Below are 17,981 nucleotides of genomic sequence, written 5' to 3' on the forward strand. Positions count from 1 at the left end.
GCGGCGCGGTATCTTTCTCCGTTCGGAGACACAAAAAGGAATGGCAACTATGGCCATTCCTTCGCCCATGTTAACTGACGAGGAGACGGCTTGTCAACGCAATCCGACGGTTCCGTCGCGCAGCAGCCCGACGACGAGATCGGCCACGAGCAGGAGTACGTCTCGCTGCTCTACGGCCGGCTGGACGACATGCGTGAGCAGGCCGCCCAGCGGCTCACCGAGGAACTGCGGACCACCGGGGGCACGTTGCAGGCCCGGTCCCAGCGCGACAGCGCGGTCCAGATGTACGCCGACCAGGTCGAGCAGTTCTCCGCCGTGGAGAACGGGCTCTGCTTCGGCCGGCTCGACGACACCGACGGGGCCCGGCACTACATCGGCCGGATCGGCATCTTCGACACCACCGGCGACTACGACCCGCTGCTGATGGACTGGCGCGCCCCCGCCGCCCGGCCGTTCTACCTCGCCACCGCCGCCAACCCGCAGGGCGTCAAGCGGCGCCGGCACCTGCGTACCCGGCAGCGGAAGGTGACCGGACTCAACGACGAGGTCCTCGACCTCGCCACCGCCTCCCCCACCGCCCACGAGGAGCTGACCGGCGAGGCGTCCCTGCTCGCCGCGCTCAACGCCGGCCGGACCGGGCGGATGCGCGACATCGTGGAGACCATCCAGGCCGAGCAGGACCGGGTGATCCGGGCCGACCTGCCGGGCGTGCTGGTGGTGCAGGGCGGCCCCGGCACCGGCAAGACCGCCGTCGCGCTGCACCGCGCGGCGTACCTGCTCTACACCCACCGGCGGGAACTCTCCAGCCGGGGCGTGCTGCTGGTCGGCCCGAACGCGACCTTCCTGCGCTACATCTCGCAGGTGCTGCCCACGCTGGCCGAGACGGGCGTGCTGCTGCGTACCCCCGGCGACCTCTTCCCCGGCGTCAGCGCGCGGCGCGCCGAACCGGCCGAGACGGCGGCGCTCAAGGGGCGGACGGTGATGACCGAGGTACTGGCCGAAGCGGTCCGCGACCGGCAGTGGGTGCCCGACGAGCCGCTGGAGATCGAGATCGAGCGGGACACGGTGCGGCTCGACCCGGAGATGGTCCGCCAGGCCCGCGACCGGGCCCGCCACTCCGGCCGCCCGCACAACCTGGCCCGCGCCGTGTTCGACGTCGAGGTCGTCCACGCGCTCGCCGCGCAGATCGCCGAGCGGATCGGCGCCGACCCGCTGGGCGGGGAGAACCTGCTGGAGGAGGCCGACCGCGCCGAGATCCGTCGGGAGCTGCGCGAGGAGCCCGGCATCCGGGCCGCGCTCGACGAGCTGTGGCCGGTGCTCACCCCGCAGCGCCTGCTCGCCGACCTGTACGCCTCGACCGACCGGATCGCCGCGGCCGCGCCGATGCTCACCGACACCGAGCGCGCGCTGCTGCACCGGGAGCCGGGCGGCTGGGCGCCGGCCGACGTGCCGCTGCTGGACGAGGCCGCCGAGCTGCTCGGGGAGGACGAGCGGGCCGCCGCGGCCCGCCGCGAGCGGATCCGCTCCTTCCAGCGCGAGTACGCCGAGGGCGTGCTGGAGATCTGGAAGGGCTCCCGCTCGATCGACGTGGAGGACGAGGCCGACGGCGGCGAGATCCTCGGCGTCACCGACCTGATCGACGCCGACCGGCTGCTGGAGCGGCAGGAGGAGGCCGACCGGCTGACCACCGCGCAGCGGGCCGCCGCCGACCGGAGCTGGGCGTTCGGGCACGTGATCGTCGACGAGGCGCAGGAGCTGTCGCCGATGGCCTGGCGGCTGCTGATGCGCCGCTGCCCGAGCCGGTCGATGACCATCGTCGGTGACGTGGCGCAGACCGGCGCGCTGGCCGGCACCCCGTCCTGGGCCGACGCGCTGGAGCCGTACGTGGCCCGGCGCTGGCGGCTGGAGGAGCTGACCGTCAGCTACCGCACCCCCGCCGAGATCATGGCGGTGGCCGCCGAGGTGCTCGCCGAGATCGACCCCGCGCTGCGCCCACCCCGCTCGGTACGCGCCGGCGGCGTACCACCGTGGGACCGCGCGGTGGACGCGGCCGGCCTGGCCGGGGAGCTGGTGGCGGCGACCACCCGGGAGGCCGCCGGGCTGGACGACGGGCGGCTCGGGGTGATCGTGCCGGCGGGCCGGGCCGACGAGCTGGCCGCCGCGGTGGTGGAGGCGCTGCCGGAGGCGGCGGTCGGCGAGCAGCCGGAGCTGGAGAGCCGGGTGGTGGTGCTGACCGTGGGTCAGGCCAAGGGCCTGGAGTTCGACTCCGTCCTGGTGGTCGACCCGGACGCCATCGTCGCCGAGTCCCCGCGCGGGCGCAGCGACCTCTACGTGGCGCTGACCCGGGCCACCCAGCGGCTGGGCGTGCTCCGCCCCACGTCCTGACCCCTGCTCCCGGCTGCGGCGGCGAGGAGCGATGTGGACGGCAGTGGCCTCACCCGTGCGGGTGAGGCCACTGCTTCGCTGTTCAACGCGATCGTCGCGGGACCGGGTCAGCCGGGGTTCGCGCGATCGTTGGTGAAGTTGCCCACCTGGGAGCCGGTCGAGGACTTGTCGCTCGTCGAGCCACCGGCGGGCGTGCTCAGGCCGCCCGTGGTGGCGTCGCCGGTGGTGGTCGGGGCGACCGTGCCGCGGTGTCGCTCCGGCTGGCGGGCCAACCGGCGCACGCTGGCCGGGCCGGCGGTGCCGCCGGTGGTGGTGATCGCGCCCTGCCCCCGGGTCGGGCCGCCGTCGCGCAGCACGTTCGGGTCGACCGGGGCGTCGGCTGGATCGTCCGGGTCCTGCTCCTGGATCACCCGCAGCACGTCCGTCTGCGGCACGGTCACCTCGTCCAGGGCGCCCTCGCCGTAGACGCCGGCGGTGAGGCGCTCCTCGGCCAGCCGGGTGGACTCCCGCATCATGTCGTTGTCACGCACGTCCATCACCTCGCAGATCTGGCGGTAATCCACTGCCTGCCCGGCCAGGCCGCGACCAAACCGGTCCGCGCCGGTTCACCGGCCGGCCGCCCGCCGCTCGCCTGCCGGCTGTTCCCGCTGCCCATGCTGACCGGCGGGTTGGCGGGAACCGCCCGCCCCCGTAGGAGAGACAGCGTGCGCAGAATGCGCCGTACCGCCATCGCCGCCCTGGTGGTGGCGACCGTGACGTCCGGTCTGGCTGCGCCCGCCCAGGCGCGGCCGGGACCGGAGCGGACCTTCGACCTCCAGGCCCACCGCGGGGGCCTCGGGCTGCGGGTGGAGAACAGCCTCGCCTCGTTCGGCAACGCCCTGCAGCTCGGCGTGAACACGCTGGAACTGGACGTTCAGATCACCGAGGACGGCCAGGCCGTGGTGACCCACGACCGTAGGGTCAGCGGGGCCAAGTGCGTGGACACCGCCCCGGTGCGCCCCGGGGACCCGGAGTTCCCGTACGTCGGCAGATACGTCAACACCCTCACCCTGGCCCAGGTGCGCACCCTCGACTGCGGCTCCCGGACCCTGCCGGACAAGCCCGGTCAGCTGGCCGTGCCCGGCGCCCGGATGCCCCTGCTGCGGGAGGTCTTCGACCTGGTGAAGCGCTACCGGGCCGACGACGTGATGCTCAACGTGGAGACCAAGGTGGAGGCCGGCGCGCCCACCGAGACCGCGCCCCGCGAGCAGTTCGTCCAGGTGACCGCCCGGGAGGTCCGTGCCGCCGGGCTGCTCAAGCAGGTCACCGTCCAGAGCTTCGACTGGGGCGCGCTGATGCGGATGCGCCAGGTCGAGCCGCGGCTGCCCCTGGTCGCCCTGACCAACTACGACTTCCTCCAGGTCGGCCGCCCGGGCGCGTCGCCCTGGCTCGGCGGCCTGGACATCGACGACTTCGCCGGCGACCCGATCCGGGCCGTGCGAAGCTTCGGCGCGAGCGCGTTCTCCCCGGTGCACGGCTTCCCGCAGAACGGCGCCGTCACCGACCCCGGCTACCGGCCGTACGTCACGAAGGACATGGTGGAGCACGCGCACCGCAACGGGATCAAGATGATCCCGTGGACGGTCAACGACGTGCCGACCATGGCGAAGCTGCTCGACGACGGGGTCGACGGGCTCATCACCGACTACCCGGACCGGCTCCGCGACCTGCTGGCCACCCGCGGCCGGCACCTGCCCGCGGCGTACGCCTCGCCGTTCGACATCCAGGCGCACCGCGGCGGCCGGGCCACCCGCCCGGAGAACACCCTGCCCGCCTTCGCGCACGCGCTGGAGCACCCGGCGATCTCCACCCTGGAACTGGACACCGGCGTCACCGCCGACGGGCACCTGGTGGTGCTGCACGACCGGACCGTCAACGGCTCGCACTGCGTCGACACCGCGCCGGCCCGCCCGGGTGACCCGCGGTTCCCCTACGTCGGCAAGCTGGTGCACGAGCTGACCCTGGCCCAGCTGAAGACCGTCGACTGCGGCTCGCGGACGTTGCCGGAGTTCCCGGCCCAGGTGGCCGCGCCCGGCGCCCGGATTCCCACCCTCGACGAGGTGTTCGCCCTGGTGCGCGCCAGCGGCCGCGACGACGTGCGGCTGAACGTGGAGACGAAGATCAGCCCGCTGGTCGACGACACCGAGCCGTACCCGAGCTTCACCCGCAAACTGGTCGGCGCGATCCAGCGGGCCGGCTTCACCCGCCGGACCACGATCCAGTCGTTCGACTGGCGCACCATCCGCTACGCCCACCGGCTGGACCCGCGCATCGAGACCGTCGCCCTGGTCTGGCAGTACGGCCCGGCCGAGTGCGCCTCCCTCGCCGACGAGTGCTCGCTGCGCGCCGTCCACGGCGACCCGTCGGTCAAGAGCCCGTGGACCGGCGGCCTCGACTGGTGGCAGCACCAGGACCTCGGCAAGCTGGTGCGCGCCTCCGGGGCGACGACGGTCTCCGCCAACTGGCAGGTGCACGACCCGGCCCAGGGCAGTGTCGCCTCGGCCGACTGGTACCTGCGGGAGGACCCGGCCTACTTCCACGGCCCCCGGGTGCCGGAGCTGCAGCGGCGGTACGGGCTCACGGTCGTGCCGTACACCGTCAACGACCCGGCGGTCATGCAGCGGGTGATCGACCTGGGGGTGGACGGCATCATCACCGACGACCCGGAGCTGCTCGTCCGGGTGGCCGTGCGCAACGGCCTGCGCTGACGTACCACGCCGGTGGCGCTCTCCCCGCAGGGCGCCACCGGCGACCGCAATCCCCTGGTGAGCCGGTGTTACCTCTCGGGGGCGTCGGGTAGACGGAGGTTGCCCGCGCCATGAACGCGAACCGTGCCGTGGCCGAAACGCGGTAGCGGGGCGAGGGAGTGCAGGTACTCATCAAATCCTGAGGAGGACCAGATGAGCACGCAGGCTGCATCCACCAGGCCTACCAACCGGCCGATGCAGGAAGCGCCCAACCGGGCGATGACCGAGGCTCCGACCCGTCCGATGCCGATGATGGGCGACGGGCGCCGCGAGCAGGCGATCCCCGCACCGGGGACGGAAACCAAGCCGTCGCTGCGTACGACGGAGTTCTGGGTCTACATCGCCGGCGTGATCGGCATACTGGCCGCGTCATTCCTGGTCGGTAAGAACTCGGTCGGGGTGGACATCTTCCGCGCCCCGCAGGCCTGGTTCTTCATCACCCTGCTGACCATCGGTTATCTGGGCAGCCGGGGCCTGGCCAAGGCCGGCAGCAACTTCCGCAGCAGTGAAGAGCGCAAGGCCCGTCACTGACCCACAAGATCAACGCCGTGAGAACGACGGCCCCCGGGATGCGTCCCGGGGGCCGTCGTCGCGTCGGCTCACTCGAAGTCGCCGCCGAAGTCGCCGCCGCCGAAGTCACCCTCGAAGGCGTCCTCGATCATCTCCCCGGCGACCAGGCCACCGGCGACGCCGAGGGCCGCCCCGGCGACCATGCCGCCCATGCCGTGACCCCGGCGGCCGTACCCGTGCGGGGCGCCGAAGCCGGCGGCGCGCAGGCTGCCGTAGCGGGAGGTGGTCTCGCGCAGCCAGCCGTCGACGACCTGCGCCCAGTCGACCCGGTCGGCGTCGGCGTGCGAGACGGTGTACCGGCCGAACGCGTCGTGGCCGGCGCTGAGGAAACCACCGCGCTTGTCGCACTCGAGGATCACCTCGACGCCGTGCGGGCTGGTCACGAAGGTCAGCTCGACCTCGGTGACCGCCTGGGCGTACTGCGGCGCGGCGAAGAACTCGATCTCCTGGTAGAACGGCAGCGTCTGCTGGGTGCCGCGGAGGTGACCGCGCTCCAGGTCGGCGTGCTTGAACCGGAAGCCCAGCCGCTGGAAGGCCTCCAGGATCCGCTCGTGCACCGGCAGCGGATGGATGTTGACCTGGTCCAGGTCGCTCTTGTCGATCGCCCGGGCGATCGCCAGCTCGGTACGCAGACCCATCGTCATCCCACGCAGGCGCTGGCCGTAGACGTCGGTGATCGGGGCCTCCCACGGCACCGGCAGCTGGAACGGGATCGACAGCTGCTGCTTCGGGGCCAGCTGCAACGGCCCGCTGACCGCCATCCGCTGGAACTCCATGATGCCGGCGTACTCGGTGTCGCCGCTCTCGATCTCCACCCGGGTGACCAGGCCGACGGTGATCTGCTCGATGTTCGCCGGGGCGTCGCCGCCGACGAGGTTGACCTGCCCGTCGAGGGTCAGGCCCGGCCGGGTGTTCGGGTTGGCCAGGACCGTGTCGACGCTGGGCCCACCCACACCGAACGCGCTCAGCATCTTCTTGAAGACCATCGGAACTCCCGCTTCCCGCCACCCGCGCTCCACCACGGAGCGCACGGTTACCGAGGGCACCCTAGCTCGGACGACTGTGAGCTGCCTGGGAAGCGCCGCCACGGCGGATCACCACCGGCGCGATGGGACGCCGGCGGCGAGGAACACCGTCATGGACAGCGCCGTGGCGCCGCCGGTGGGCGATTCAGCCGCCGGTCACCGCGGCGGTCACCTCGACCTCCAACACCGCGCCGTCCAGGAAGAGTCGGCTCACCTCCACCGTGGTGCTGGCCGGCTTGGCGTCCGGAAAGTACCGGCGGCGGACGGCGGCGTAGCCGGCCAGGTCACCGAAGTCGGTCATGAACGTGCGGACGTGCATGACGTCGGCGAACGTGGCGCCGTGCGCGGCCAGCAGGGCACCGATCAGCTCGAAGATCCGTTCGGCCTGCGCGCGGACATCGCCGGGTGCCACCACGGCGCCGTCGTCGTCCACAGCGACCTGGCCGGAGAGCACGAGCAGCGCACCGCCCGCCAGGTCGAGGCGGGCCACGTGGGCGAACCGGTCGCCGAACGGCGCCGACACGGTCGCGGGGTTGTCCAAGGTGACGGTCACAATTTCTCCTTGTCAGCGGTGGCGACGGCCGCGGGGCGTACGTCGGTGAGGGTGGCGATGTCGGCGTCGGGCCGCGACGCGGCCGCCAGCACGGACGCGCTGGCACTCAGCACGGGTGCCGGCACGTCTCCGAGCGCGTCGAGAGCGAGCCGGGCGTCCTTGGCGGCCAGCGCGACGGCGAATGCGGCGTCCGTGGCGCTCGCGCGGGCGACCGCGCCGCCGAGCGGTCCGGTGGCGAGCGCCTCCCACGCCGTACCCCGATCCACGCCCACCGCGTCGGCGACGGCCAGCGCGTCGGCGACCGCCGCGACCGCCGTGAGCAGGGCGGTGTTGAGCACCAGCTTCATCGCGGCGCCGGCGCCGGGGCCACCGCAGCGGCGCAGCGTGCCCAGGTTCCCCAGCACCGGGGCGACCCGGTCCACGGCTACCCCCTCGCCACCGGCCAGCACCACGAGCCGACCCGCCTGCGCCGCGCCCGCGCTGCCGGCGACCGGCGCGTCCACGAGCCGTACGCTCCGCGGCAGCCGCTCGGCCAGCTCGCGGACGGCCGGCGGGCCGATCGTGGACATCTCGACAAGGTGGGCGCCCGTCCGCAAGGCGGCCGCCGCCCCGTCGACGTCGAACAGCACCTCCCGTACGGCGGTCGCATCGGTGAGCATGGTGATCACCACATCGGCGTCCCGGACGGCCTCCGCCGGGTTGGCGGCGGCCCGGGCACCGGCGTCGACGAGCGGCCCGGTGCGTTCGGCGGTGCGGTTCCAGACGGTGAGCCGGTGCCCGGTGGCCAGCAGCCGGCAGCCGAGCGCCGTACCCATCGTGCCCGTGCCCAGCAGTGCGATGGCGTCCATGACCGGCAACGTTAGGCGGATGTCACTCATGCGACCAGCGACTGTTTGTCATGTCTGCCATGCGGTGTAAGCATGGCCCGGTGCAGCCACACACCCTTCGGGTCTTCCGCGCCGTCGCCGAGCACGGCTCCATCACGGCCGCGGCCCGGACCCTGCGCTACACCCAGTCGGCGGTGTCCCGGCAGATCGCCGCGCTGGAAGCCGACATGGGTTGCCCGCTGTTCGACCGGTTGCCCCGTGGCGTCGCCCTCACCGAGCACGGCCGGTGCCTGCTCGGCCATGCCACGGCGGTGCTCGACCGGCTCGACACCGCGCGTCGGGACATGGCCGCACTGCGCGACCTGACCGCCGGCCGGCTCCGGGTCGGCGCCTTTCCCACGGCGGTCGCCGCGCTCGTGCCGCGCGCTCTGGCCACGTTCCGCTCCGACCATCCCGACGTGGCCCTCTCCCTGGTCGAGGGGCTGACGTCCGGTCTGCTGGAACGCCTTGTCGACGGCGACGCCGACGTGGCGGTGCTCAGCGCCGCACCGGATCAGCCGCTGGACAGCGAGCGGGTCGACCTGCACCACCTCCTCGATGAGGCCCTGCTGGTGGCGGTGCCCCGGACGCACCGGCTCGCCCGACGGCGCACCGTCCGGCTGCGCGAGCTGGCCGACGACGCGTTCATCGCCGGTTCGGCCACCGCGGAGGAGACCCTGCTGCGCGCCACCCTGCCCACCGGCTTCCGACCCAGGATCGACATCGTGGCCGCGGAGTGGACCGGCAAGCTCGGCTGTGTGGCGGCCGGCCTGGGCGTCGCCCTGGTCCCGGCCCTGGCCGTCCGGGCCGCCCCGCCCGACCTGGCGCTGCTGCGCGTACACCCCGACGACGCGTCCGTTCGGCGGATCTTCGCCGCCACCGTCGCCGGCCGCAGCCGACCTCCGGCGGTACGGCGGTTCCTCACCCACCTCGACACGGCAGCGGCCGGTCTCAGGTGACGTCCGCGCCGGGCCGTCCGGGGTGGCCCGGCGGCCGGGAGGACGCGGGTCAGTCCGGCTCGACGACGACCAGCTCGCCGACCTGCTCGCCGACCTGCCGGCGCCCCTCCGGCGGCAGCTTGGCGTCGGTGATCAGCACGTCGGCCTCCTCCAGCGGGGCGATGGTGGCGATGCCGATGGTCTCCCACTTGGTGTGGTCGGCCAGCACGACCAGTCGCCGGGCGGCGCTGATCAGCCGCCGGTTGACCGCCGCCTCCAGCAGGTTGGGCGTGGTGAACCCGGTCCGCGGGCTCATCCCGTGCACGCCGAGGAAGAGCAGGTCGACGTTGAGGGAACTGATCGCCGCCTCGGCGACCGGCCCGGTCAGCGCGTCCGACGGGGTGCGGATGCCGCCGGTGAGCACCACGGTCTGGTCGGCGCGCGGGTTCTGGTAGAGCGCGTCGGCGACCGGGATCGAGTTGGTCACCACGGTCAGCCCGCGTACGTCGGCGAGCATGGTGGCCAGCGCGGCGGTGGTCGTCCCGGCGGAGAGGGCGATCGCCATGCCGGGCTCCACCATGCCGGCCGCGCGCTCGGCGATGGCCCGCTTCTCCCCCTGCTGGCGGATCGACTTGGCGGCGAAGCCGGGCTCCTCGGCCGAGCCGGGCCCGGCCAGGGTCGCCCCGCCGTGCACCTTGTCGATCAGCCCCCGCTCGGCGAGCACCTCGAGGTCCCGCCGGATGGTCATGTCGGAGACCCCGAACCGGCTCACCAGGTGGCTGACCCGCACGCCGCCGCGCTGCCGGATCAGTTCCAGGATGGCGGTCTGCCGTTGCTGGGCGAGCATCGAGCCTCCTAACCGGGCGGACGGGGAAACGGTACGCAGGTCAGGCCGTCGCCGTCGGCTCGTCGAGCGGGACCGGACCGGCGTGTCCCTCTCGGACCACCGCCACCTCGCCGGCCGGCACGCGCAGCTCACCGGTGCAGCGTGCGCCGCCGAGCAGCTCGGTGCCGGTGACGTCGAGCCGGACCTCGGCGTCGGTGTGGTTGATGACGAATAGCCAGGACCGGTCGCCGTCGCGGCGGCGGACCACCTCGACGCCGGTCGGCGCGGCCACCGGGGGGCGCGCCCCGGCCTCGGCGAGCAGCCGGGCCACCAGCCGGTCGGTGGCCGCCTCGTCCAGCCGGGTGCCGACGTACCAGGCGGTGCCCCGGCCCACCCGGTGCCGGGTGACGGCGGCGACGCCAGGCAGCGGCCCGTCGGCGTACGAGGCGAGCACCTCGGCGCCCTCCGGGTGCAGCCACTCGGTCCACACGTCGGCGGTGGCACCGTCGTCGAGGCGTACCCGCTCGCACTCGCGCAGCGGGAAGAACTCCTCGGTGCGGACGCCGAGCAGGTCGCGGAACGCCCCCGGGTACCCGCCGAGGTGGATGTGGTCGTGCTCGTCGACGATGCCGCTGAAGTAGGTGACCAGGGCGGTGCCGCCGCCGTCGACGTAGCGGCGCAGGGCCTCGGCGTCGGCGTCGCGGACCAGGTAGAGGGTCGGCACGAGGACCAGCTGGTAGCCGCTGAGGTCGGCCGAGGGGTGCACCACGTCGGTGGTGACGCCGGCCCGCCAGAGCGCGCCGTACAGCGCCTGGAGCCGGTCGACGTAGGTGACGTCGACGCTGGGGTGCGAGTCGAGCTCGGCCCCCCACCAGGCCTCCCAGTCGAACAGGATCGCCACCTGGGCGTCGACCCGGCTGCCGCGCACCTCGGCGAGGGCCTTCAGGTCGGCGCCGAGCTGGCACACCTCGCGGAACACCTTGGTGTCCGGGCCGGCGTGCGGCACCAGCGCGGAGTGGAACTTCTCCGCCCCGGCGCGGGAGGCCCGCCACTGGAAGAACAGCACCCCGTCGGCGCCGCGCGCCACATGCGCGAGGCTGTTGCGGCGCAGCTGGCCGGGGGTCTTGGCGACGTTGCGCGGCTGCCAGTTGACCGCGCTGGTGGAGTGCTCCATGAGCAGCCAGGGGTCGCCGCCGGCGACGCCGCGGGTGTGGTCGGCGGCGAGCGCCAGCCCGAGGTGCGACAGCGCGTCGGCGGCGGTGAGGTAGTGGTCGTTGGAGACCACGTCCACGTCGGACGCCCAGGAGTGGTAGTCCAGGTACTTGATCCCGGTGCCGATCATGAAGTTCGTGGTGACGGGCTGCCGGACCAGCCGGGCGAGCACCTCCCGCTCGGCGCGCAGCTGGGCCCGCTGCTCGTCGGAGGAGAAGCGCAGGAAGTCCAGCTGCTGGGTGGGGTTGGCGAAGGTCGGCGCGCTGCGCGGCGGGTTGATCTCGGCCCAGTCGCCGTACCGTTGGCTCCAGAAGGTGGTGCCCCAGGCGGCGTTGAGGGTGTCCAGGTCGCCGTAGCGCTCGCGCAGCCAGTGGCGGAACGCCTCGGCGCTGACGTCGCAGTAGCAGTGCACGTTGTGGCAGCCCAGCTCGTTGGAGATGTGCCACATCACCACGGCGGGGTGCTCGGCGTACCGGCCGGCGACCGCCTCGACCAGGGCGAGCGAACGCTCCCGGAAGATGGGCGAGCTGGGGCAGTACGCCTGCCGCCCGCCGGGCCACAGCACCGTGCCGGCGGCGGTGCGGGGCAGCGTCTCCGGGTGCCGGTGGGCCAGCCACGGTGGCGGGCTGGCGGTGGCGGTGGCCAGGTCGACGTTGATGCCGCCGTCGTGCAGGACGTCGAGGGCCCGGTCCAGCCAGCCGAACTCGTACCGGCCGGGGGTCGGTTCGAGCAGGGCCCAGGAGAAGATGCCGACCGAGACCAGGTCGACGCCGGCGCGGCGCATCAGCGCCACGTCCTCGGCCCAGACCTCCTCCGGCCACTGCTCCGGGTTGTAGTCCGCGCCGTAGAAGATGCCGTCGCCCTGCCAGGTGCCGTGCTGCCGCATGAGTGCAGAGAGTGCCCCCGATGACTGCGCAAGTCAACACTTTCCAACATCGACTCATTTCCAACGTTTACCAACGGGATCCCTTGTCAACGCTGCGGTATCGATCCCCAGCAGCCCTCTTGACACGGCCGCAGGGAGGGGTAGCTTCAAGCGCCACCGGCTGTTCTTGTTCGCCAATGTTGGATCTCGGTGAATCTGTGTTGGCATTCGCGGACACGCCGGCACCTCCACCACTGACCACCTTGGGCGCCGCACCTCTTCATCCGCAGGAGGCACCATGTCCCGTCCCCGTACCGAAGCCGAGTACCTCGCCCGGCTCGTACCGCCCTCCGTCGCCGGCATCGGACGGCGTTCACTGCTCGCCGGCGCGGGCGCGGGCGCGCTGCTCGGCACCGGCCTGCTGGCCGGCTGCGGCTCCGACTCGGACTCCGGCTCGGACAGCAAGACCGTGTCGATCGGCTCGAACCAGTCGGACCCGAAGCCGAAGGAGGTCATCGCCAAGGTGATGGCCGGCTTCCAGACGGCGTCCGGCATCGAGCCGAAGGTCAACACGGTCGACCACAACACGTTCCAGGAGAACATCAACAACTACCTGCAGGGCAAGCCGGACGACGTGTTCATGTGGTTCGCCGGCTACCGGATGCGGTTCTTCGCCGCCAAGGGGCTGGCCGGCGACCTCAGCGACGTCTGGGGCAAGCTCTCCGGCTACTCCGACGCGTTCAAGAAGGCCTCCACCGGCGACGACGGCAAGCAGTACTTCGTGCCGTCGTCGTACTACCCGTGGGCGGTCTTCTACCGCAAGTCGGTCTGGCAGCAGCGCGGGTACCAGGTGCCCACGACGCTCGACGACCTCAACGCCCTCGGCGCGCAGATGAAGAAGGACGGCCTCACCCCGATCGCCTTCGCCGACAAGGACGGCTGGCCGGCGATGGGCACCTTCGACATCCTCAACCTGCGGATCAACGGCTACCAGTTCCACGTCGACCTGATGGCCGGCAAGGAGGCCTGGACCTCCGACAAGGTGAAGAAGGTCTTCGACGCCTGGAACGGGCTGCTGCCGCTGCACCAGGCCGACAGCCTGGGCCGCACCTGGCAGGAAGCCGCCCAGTCGTTGCAGCAGAAGAAGAGCGGCATGTACCTGCTCGGCCTCTTCGTCGCCCAGCAGTTCAGCAACGACGAGCAGGACGACCTCGACTTCTTCACCTTCCCGGAGGTCGACTCGACGATCGGGGCGAAGGCCCTGGACGCGCCGATCGACGGCTACATGATGGCCCGCAAGCCGAAGTCCGAGGCGAACGCCAAGAAGCTGCTGGAGTACGTCGGCTCGAAGGCCGCCGCGGACATCACCGTGAAGAACGACCCGAGCACCCTGGTGGCCAACGGCGGCGCCGACACCAGCGGCTACACCGCCCTGCAGAAGAAGGCCGCCGAGCTGGTCGGCTCGGCCACCGAGATCGCCCAGTTCCTCGACCGCGACACCCGGCCGGACTTCGCCTCCACTGTGATCATTCCGGCGCTCCAGCAGTTCATCAAGAACCCGAAGGACATCGACGGGCTGCTGAACAGCATCGAGAACCAGAAGAAGTCGATCTTCACCAGCTGACGGCGAGAGGGGGAGGACCTCGTGTCCGACCTGCCCCTGATCCAAGCGGATCACGCCGTGCCGTCGCCGGCCGCGACCACCACCTCCACGGGTGGTCGCGGCCGCCGGCTACGGCTCCTGTCCCGCACCGACCGCGTGGTGATCACGCTGATGGTGCTCGTACCGCTGCTGCTCGTCGTCGCGCTGGTCTGGCTGCCGGCGCTGGCCACCGTGGCCCTCTCCGGCACCGACTGGGACGGCATCGGCCCGCTCAGCGAGATCGAGTGGGTGGGCGGTCGCAACTACTCCGACGTGGTCAACATCTACCCGCCGTTCGTGCCGGCGGTGCAGAACAACCTGCTCTGGCTGGCGGCGCTCTTCGTGGTCGCCACCCCGTTCGGGATGTTCCTCGCCGTGCTGCTGGACAAGGAGATCCGCGGCAGCCGGTTCTACCAGACCGCGCTCTACCTGCCGGTGGTGCTCTCGCTGGCGCTGATCGGCTTCGTCTGGCAGCTCATCTACTCCCGCGACCAGGGCCTGCTCAACGCCGTGCTCGGCGGCGACACCGACTGGTACGGCGACCCGAACGTCAACATCTGGGCGGTGCTGTTCGCCGCCGGCTGGCGGCACGTCGGCTACATCATGCTGCTCTACCTGGCCGGCCTGAAGGGCGTCGACCCGTCGCTGCGCGAGGCCGCCGCCGTCGACGGCGCCTCGGAGACCAGCACCTTCTTCCGGGTGGTCTTCCCGGTGATGCGGCCCATCAACATCATCGTGCTGGTGGTGACGGTGATCGAGTCGCTGCGCGCGTTCGACCTGGTCTGGGTCATCAACAAGGGCCGCAACGGACTGGAACTGCTCTCCGCGCTGGTCACCCAGAACGTGGTGGGCGAGGCCAGCCGGATCGGCTTCGGCTCCGCACTGGCGACGATCATGCTGGTGGTCTCCCTGGTCTTCATCACCATCTACCTGGCCACCGTGATGAGGGAGGACCGGCGATGAGCGCGTCGACCATGACCCGCGAGCCGGCGGCCGACGCCCCGGCGAAGCGCCGCGCGCCGCTGCGGCCGGCCCGGGTGGCCCTGCACCTGTTCCTGGGTGCGGTGGCGATCGGGTGGCTCTTCCCGATCATCTGGGCGGTGCTGAGCTCGCTCCGGTCGTACGACTACACCGCCGCGAACGGGTACGCCTCGCTCGGCGGCTGGACCTTCGACAACTACGTCACCGCCTGGCAGACCGCCGAGTTCGGCAAGCACTTCCTCAACTCGGTCTGGATCACCGTCCCGGCGGTGCTGCTGACGCTCTTCCTGGCCTCCTGCGTGGCGTTCGTGATCGCCCGGTTCAGCTGGAAACTCAACATCGTCCTGCTCGGGCTCTTCACCGCGGCCAACCTGCTGCCCCAGCAGGCGCTGCTGATCCCGCTGTTCCGGCTCTTCACCGAGGTGCCGCTGCCGGAGTTCATGAGCGACTCGGAACTGCTCTACGACAGCTACTGGGGGTTGATCCTGGTCAACGTCGCCTTCCAGTGCGGCTTCTGCGTCTTCGTGCTGAGCAACTACATGAAGGCGCTCCCCCGCGACCTGTACGAGGCGGCGATGGTCGACGGCGCGAGCGTCTGGCGGCAGTACTGGCAGGTGACCATGCCGCTGTGCCGGCCGGCCCTGGCGGCGCTGGCCACCCTGGAGGTGACCTGGATCTACAACGAGTTCTTCTGGGCCACCGTGCTGATGCGCAGCGGCGACAAGTTCCCGGTGACCAGCTCGCTGAACAACCTGCGCGGGGAGTTCTTCACCGACAACAACCTGGTCTCGGCCGGCTCGGTGCTGGTCGCCATTCCCACGTTGGTGATCTTCTTCCTGCTCCAGAAGCAGTTCGTCCGGGGGCTGACCCTCGGCGCCTCGAAGGGCTGACCTCGCCGGCCGCCGGGCCTCCGGCTCACGCCCACTGGACATTCGGAGGAGCGATATGCCTGTCAGGCATAAATATGACTGACAGGCATATCGCTCATTGCGATTCGGCCGCCCGATCCCGTCACGGACAGTGACGGACACCGGCGTGCCCCTTACGGAGAGATGAGCGGCCATGACGAATCCGACCGTCATCCACGTCCGTCGAGCGCGGACCAGTTTGGTGCTCGACGCGCGCGGCCCGGGCCTGCCCCGGGTCGTGCACTGGGGCGCCGACCTGGGCCCGCTGCCCGCTGACGACCTGCCCGCCCTGGTCGACGCGACCGTCCCGCCGGTCGTGCCGAGCAGCTTCGACGCGCCCACCGTGCTGTCCCTGCTGCCCGAAGCCAGTGCCGGCTGGAGCGGCCGTCCGGGGCTGGCCGGACACCGCAACGGACGGGACTGGTCGACCGCCTTCCGCCTCGACGGGCTCGACGTGTCGGACGGTGGCCCCGACCCGGGCCGCGTGGCGCTGGGTGGCGATTCGGTGGTCGTATCCGAGGAAGACAGCAAGCCCGACGAGTCCGGCGCGGCGCGGGTGACCGTGCGGGCGTCGGACCCCGGCGCGGCACTGTCGCTGACCATCGAGATCACGCTGGACGCGCATGGCCTGCTGACGCTGCGGCACCGGCTGCGCAACGACGGCGACGCCCCCTACGACCTGCGCGAGCTGACCCCGGTGCTGCCGGTCCCGGCGGTCGCCACCGAACTGCTCGACCTCACCGGACGTTGGTGTCGGGAACGCGCGCCGCAGCGGCACCCGTGGCCGATGGGCGCCTGGGTGCGGGAGGGCCGACACGGGCGGACCGGGCACGACGCCACGCTGCTGCTGGTGGCCGGCACGCCCGGCTTCGGCTTCGGCCACGGCGAGGTGTGGGCGGTGCACACCGCCTGGAGCGGCGACCACCTCACCGTCGCCGAACGCCGGCCCACCGGCGAGTCCACCCTGGGCGGTGGGGAACTCCTCGCCCCCGGTGAGATCGTGCTCGCCCCCGGCGAGGACTACGCCACTCCCCTGCTGTACGCGGTGCACTCCGCCGCCGGCCTGGACGGGCTCAGCGACGTGCTGCACCGCCACCTGCGGGCCCGGCCCGAGCACCCGGGCACGCCCCGACCGGTCACCCTGAACGTCTGGGAGGCCGTCTACTTCGGCCACGACCTGGCCCGGCTCACCGCGCTGGCCGACCGGGCCGCCCAGGTGGGCGTGGAGCGGTTCGTGCTCGACGACGGCTGGTTCCGGGGCCGCCGCCACGACCGGGCCGGCCTGGGCGACTGGTACGTCGACGACGGGGTCTGGCCGGACGGGCTGCAACCGCTGATCGACCACGTGCGCGGGCACGGGATGCAGTTCGGGCTCTGGGTCGAACCGGAGATGGTCAATCCCGACTCCGACCTGTTCCGCGCCCACCCGGACTGGGTGCTCGCCGCGCCCGGCCGGCTGCCGCCCGAGTGGCGCCACCAGCAGGTGCTCGACCTGGCCCACCCGCCGGCGTACGACCACCTGCTCGGGCGGCTCGACGCGCTGCTCACCGAGCACCCGGGCATCGCGTACCTCAAGTGGGACCACAACCGCGACCTCACCGAGGCCGGCCACCGGGGCCGGCCGGGGGTGCACGCGCAGACCGTGGCGGTCTACCGGCTACTCGACGAGCTGCGCCGCCGGCATCCCGGCGTGGAGATCGAGAGCTGCTCCTCCGGCGGGGCGCGGGTCGACCTGGAGATCCTGCGCCGCACCGACCGGGTCTGGGCCAGCGACTGCAACGACGCCCTGGAACGGCTCGCCATCCAACGCTGGACCGGCCTGCTGCTCCCGCCCGAACTGGTCGGCACCCACATCGGGCCGGAGCGCTCGCACACCACCCACCGGGTGCACGACCTGGGCTTCCGGGCCGTCACCGCGCTCTTCGGCCACCACGGCATCGAGTGGGACATCGGGTCGGTCGACGCCGCGCAGCGCGCCGAACTGGCCGCCTGGGTCGCGCTGCACAAGCGGCTCCGCCCGCTGCTGCACTCCGGCCGGGTGGTCCGGGTCGACCACCCGGACCCGGCCGTGCAGGCCCACGGCGTCGTCGCCCACGACGGCTCCCAGGCGGTGTACGCGGTATCCAGGCTGACCACCTCCGCCACGCAGGTGCCCGGAGCGGTACGCCTGCCGGGCCTGAACCCGGCCCGCCGCTACGCGGTACGCCCGCCGGCGGGCCTGCCGGAGCCGGCGGTGCTGCAGCTGGCCGAGCCGGGCTGGCTGCCGGAGGGGGTCACCCTGAGCGGGGCGGTGCTGGGCACGGTCGGGGTGCAACTGCCGGCGCTGCACCCGGAACAGGCGCTGCTGCTGGAGGTCACCGCGGTCGACTGAGAAAGTTCGGAAAATCTTCGGGATGGATGTCGAGAACCGGGGCGGCGGCTTCT

Annotated in this window: 14 protein-coding genes; 8 read left to right on the plus strand and 6 right to left on the minus strand. The window is 72.2% G+C overall.

Going from position 1 to position 17,981, the window contains the following annotated elements; genetic code table 11:
• Window positions 1-90: 90 nt before the first annotated feature.
• Window positions 91-2,385 (plus strand): AAA family ATPase, encoded by a 2,295-nt coding sequence (locus tag M2302_RS02015; protein WP_280836265.1) that lies wholly within the window; start codon window positions 91-93, stop codon window positions 2,383-2,385.
• Window positions 2,386-2,492: 107 nt separating this feature from the next.
• Here the strand turns inward: M2302_RS02015 and M2302_RS02020 are convergent, their stop codons facing one another.
• Window positions 2,493-2,915, minus strand: a complete 423-nt coding sequence (locus M2302_RS02020; RefSeq protein ID WP_280836266.1) for a hypothetical protein — start codon at window positions 2,913-2,915, stop codon at window positions 2,493-2,495.
• 183 nt (window positions 2,916-3,098) lie between these two features.
• Between M2302_RS02020 and M2302_RS02025 the strand changes: the two genes are divergently transcribed.
• Together M2302_RS02025 and M2302_RS02030 are read left to right on the plus strand one after the other, a co-directional pair.
• Window positions 3,099-5,132 (plus strand): glycerophosphodiester phosphodiesterase family protein, encoded by a 2,034-nt coding sequence (locus M2302_RS02025; protein WP_280836520.1) that lies wholly within the window; start codon window positions 3,099-3,101, stop codon window positions 5,130-5,132.
• A gap of 192 nt (window positions 5,133-5,324) precedes the next feature.
• Window positions 5,325-5,702: a hypothetical protein gene (locus tag M2302_RS02030; RefSeq protein ID WP_210777204.1), complete on the plus strand. Its 378-nt coding sequence runs from the start codon at window positions 5,325-5,327 to the stop codon at window positions 5,700-5,702.
• A 68-nt stretch (window positions 5,703-5,770) separates the two neighbouring features.
• Here M2302_RS02030 and M2302_RS02035 read toward each other — a convergent pair whose 3' ends face one another.
• The 3 genes from M2302_RS02035 to M2302_RS02045 all read right to left on the minus strand — a co-directional run bounded on the left by M2302_RS02035 (window position 5,771) and on the right by M2302_RS02045 (window position 8,167).
• Window positions 5,771-6,727, minus strand: coding sequence for a sporulation protein (locus M2302_RS02035; protein ID WP_280836267.1), 957 nt, complete (start codon window positions 6,725-6,727; stop codon window positions 5,771-5,773).
• 184 nt (window positions 6,728-6,911) lie between these two features.
• Window positions 6,912-7,319, minus strand: a complete 408-nt coding sequence (locus M2302_RS02040; protein WP_280836268.1) for a RidA family protein — start codon at window positions 7,317-7,319, stop codon at window positions 6,912-6,914.
• Window positions 7,316-8,167, minus strand: a complete 852-nt coding sequence (locus M2302_RS02045) for an NAD(P)-binding domain-containing protein (protein WP_280836269.1) — start codon at window positions 8,165-8,167, stop codon at window positions 7,316-7,318. Before M2302_RS02045 ends, M2302_RS02040 begins: the two co-directional genes overlap by 4 nt.
• Before the next feature lie 80 nt (window positions 8,168-8,247).
• On the opposite strand from M2302_RS02045, the gene M2302_RS02050 reads away from it, so the two are divergent.
• Window positions 8,248-9,144 (plus strand): LysR substrate-binding domain-containing protein, encoded by an 897-nt coding sequence (locus tag M2302_RS02050; protein WP_280836270.1) that lies wholly within the window; start codon window positions 8,248-8,250, stop codon window positions 9,142-9,144.
• A gap of 49 nt (window positions 9,145-9,193) precedes the next feature.
• On the opposite strand, the gene M2302_RS02055 is transcribed toward M2302_RS02050, so the two are convergent.
• Window positions 9,194-9,970 carry a DeoR/GlpR family DNA-binding transcription regulator gene (locus M2302_RS02055; RefSeq protein WP_280836271.1) on the minus strand — a complete coding sequence of 259 codons (777 nt, stop codon included), beginning with the start codon at window positions 9,968-9,970 and terminating at the stop codon, window positions 9,194-9,196.
• A 40-nt stretch (window positions 9,971-10,010) separates the two neighbouring features.
• Complete coding sequence (locus tag M2302_RS02060; protein ID WP_280836272.1) at window positions 10,011-12,047, minus strand: beta-galactosidase; 2,037 nt, start codon at window positions 12,045-12,047, stop codon at window positions 10,011-10,013.
• 277 nt (window positions 12,048-12,324) lie between these two features.
• Here M2302_RS02060 and M2302_RS02065 point away from each other — a divergent pair, with 277 nt between their 5' ends.
• The 4 genes from M2302_RS02065 (at window position 12,325) to M2302_RS02080 (ending at window position 17,928) form a co-directional block, all read left to right on the plus strand.
• Entirely contained in the window at window positions 12,325-13,650 is a 1,326-nt protein-coding gene (locus tag M2302_RS02065; RefSeq protein WP_280836273.1) for an ABC transporter substrate-binding protein, read from the plus strand.
• 21 nt (window positions 13,651-13,671) lie between these two features.
• Entirely contained in the window at window positions 13,672-14,631 is a 960-nt protein-coding gene (locus M2302_RS02070; protein ID WP_280836274.1) for a sugar ABC transporter permease, read from the plus strand.
• Entirely contained in the window at window positions 14,628-15,539 is a 912-nt protein-coding gene (locus tag M2302_RS02075) for a carbohydrate ABC transporter permease (protein ID WP_280836275.1), read from the plus strand. Before M2302_RS02070 ends, M2302_RS02075 begins: the two co-directional genes overlap by 4 nt.
• A 172-nt stretch (window positions 15,540-15,711) precedes the next feature.
• A complete protein-coding gene (locus tag M2302_RS02080; protein WP_280836276.1) occupies window positions 15,712-17,928 on the plus strand; it encodes an alpha-galactosidase in 2,217 nt (738 codons plus the stop codon).
• The last annotated feature ends 53 nt before the right edge of the window (window positions 17,929-17,981 follow it).

Source organism: Micromonospora sp. A200, assembly GCF_029893845.1.
GTDB classification, from domain to species: Bacteria; Actinomycetota; Actinomycetes; order Mycobacteriales; family Micromonosporaceae; genus Micromonospora; species Micromonospora purpureochromogenes.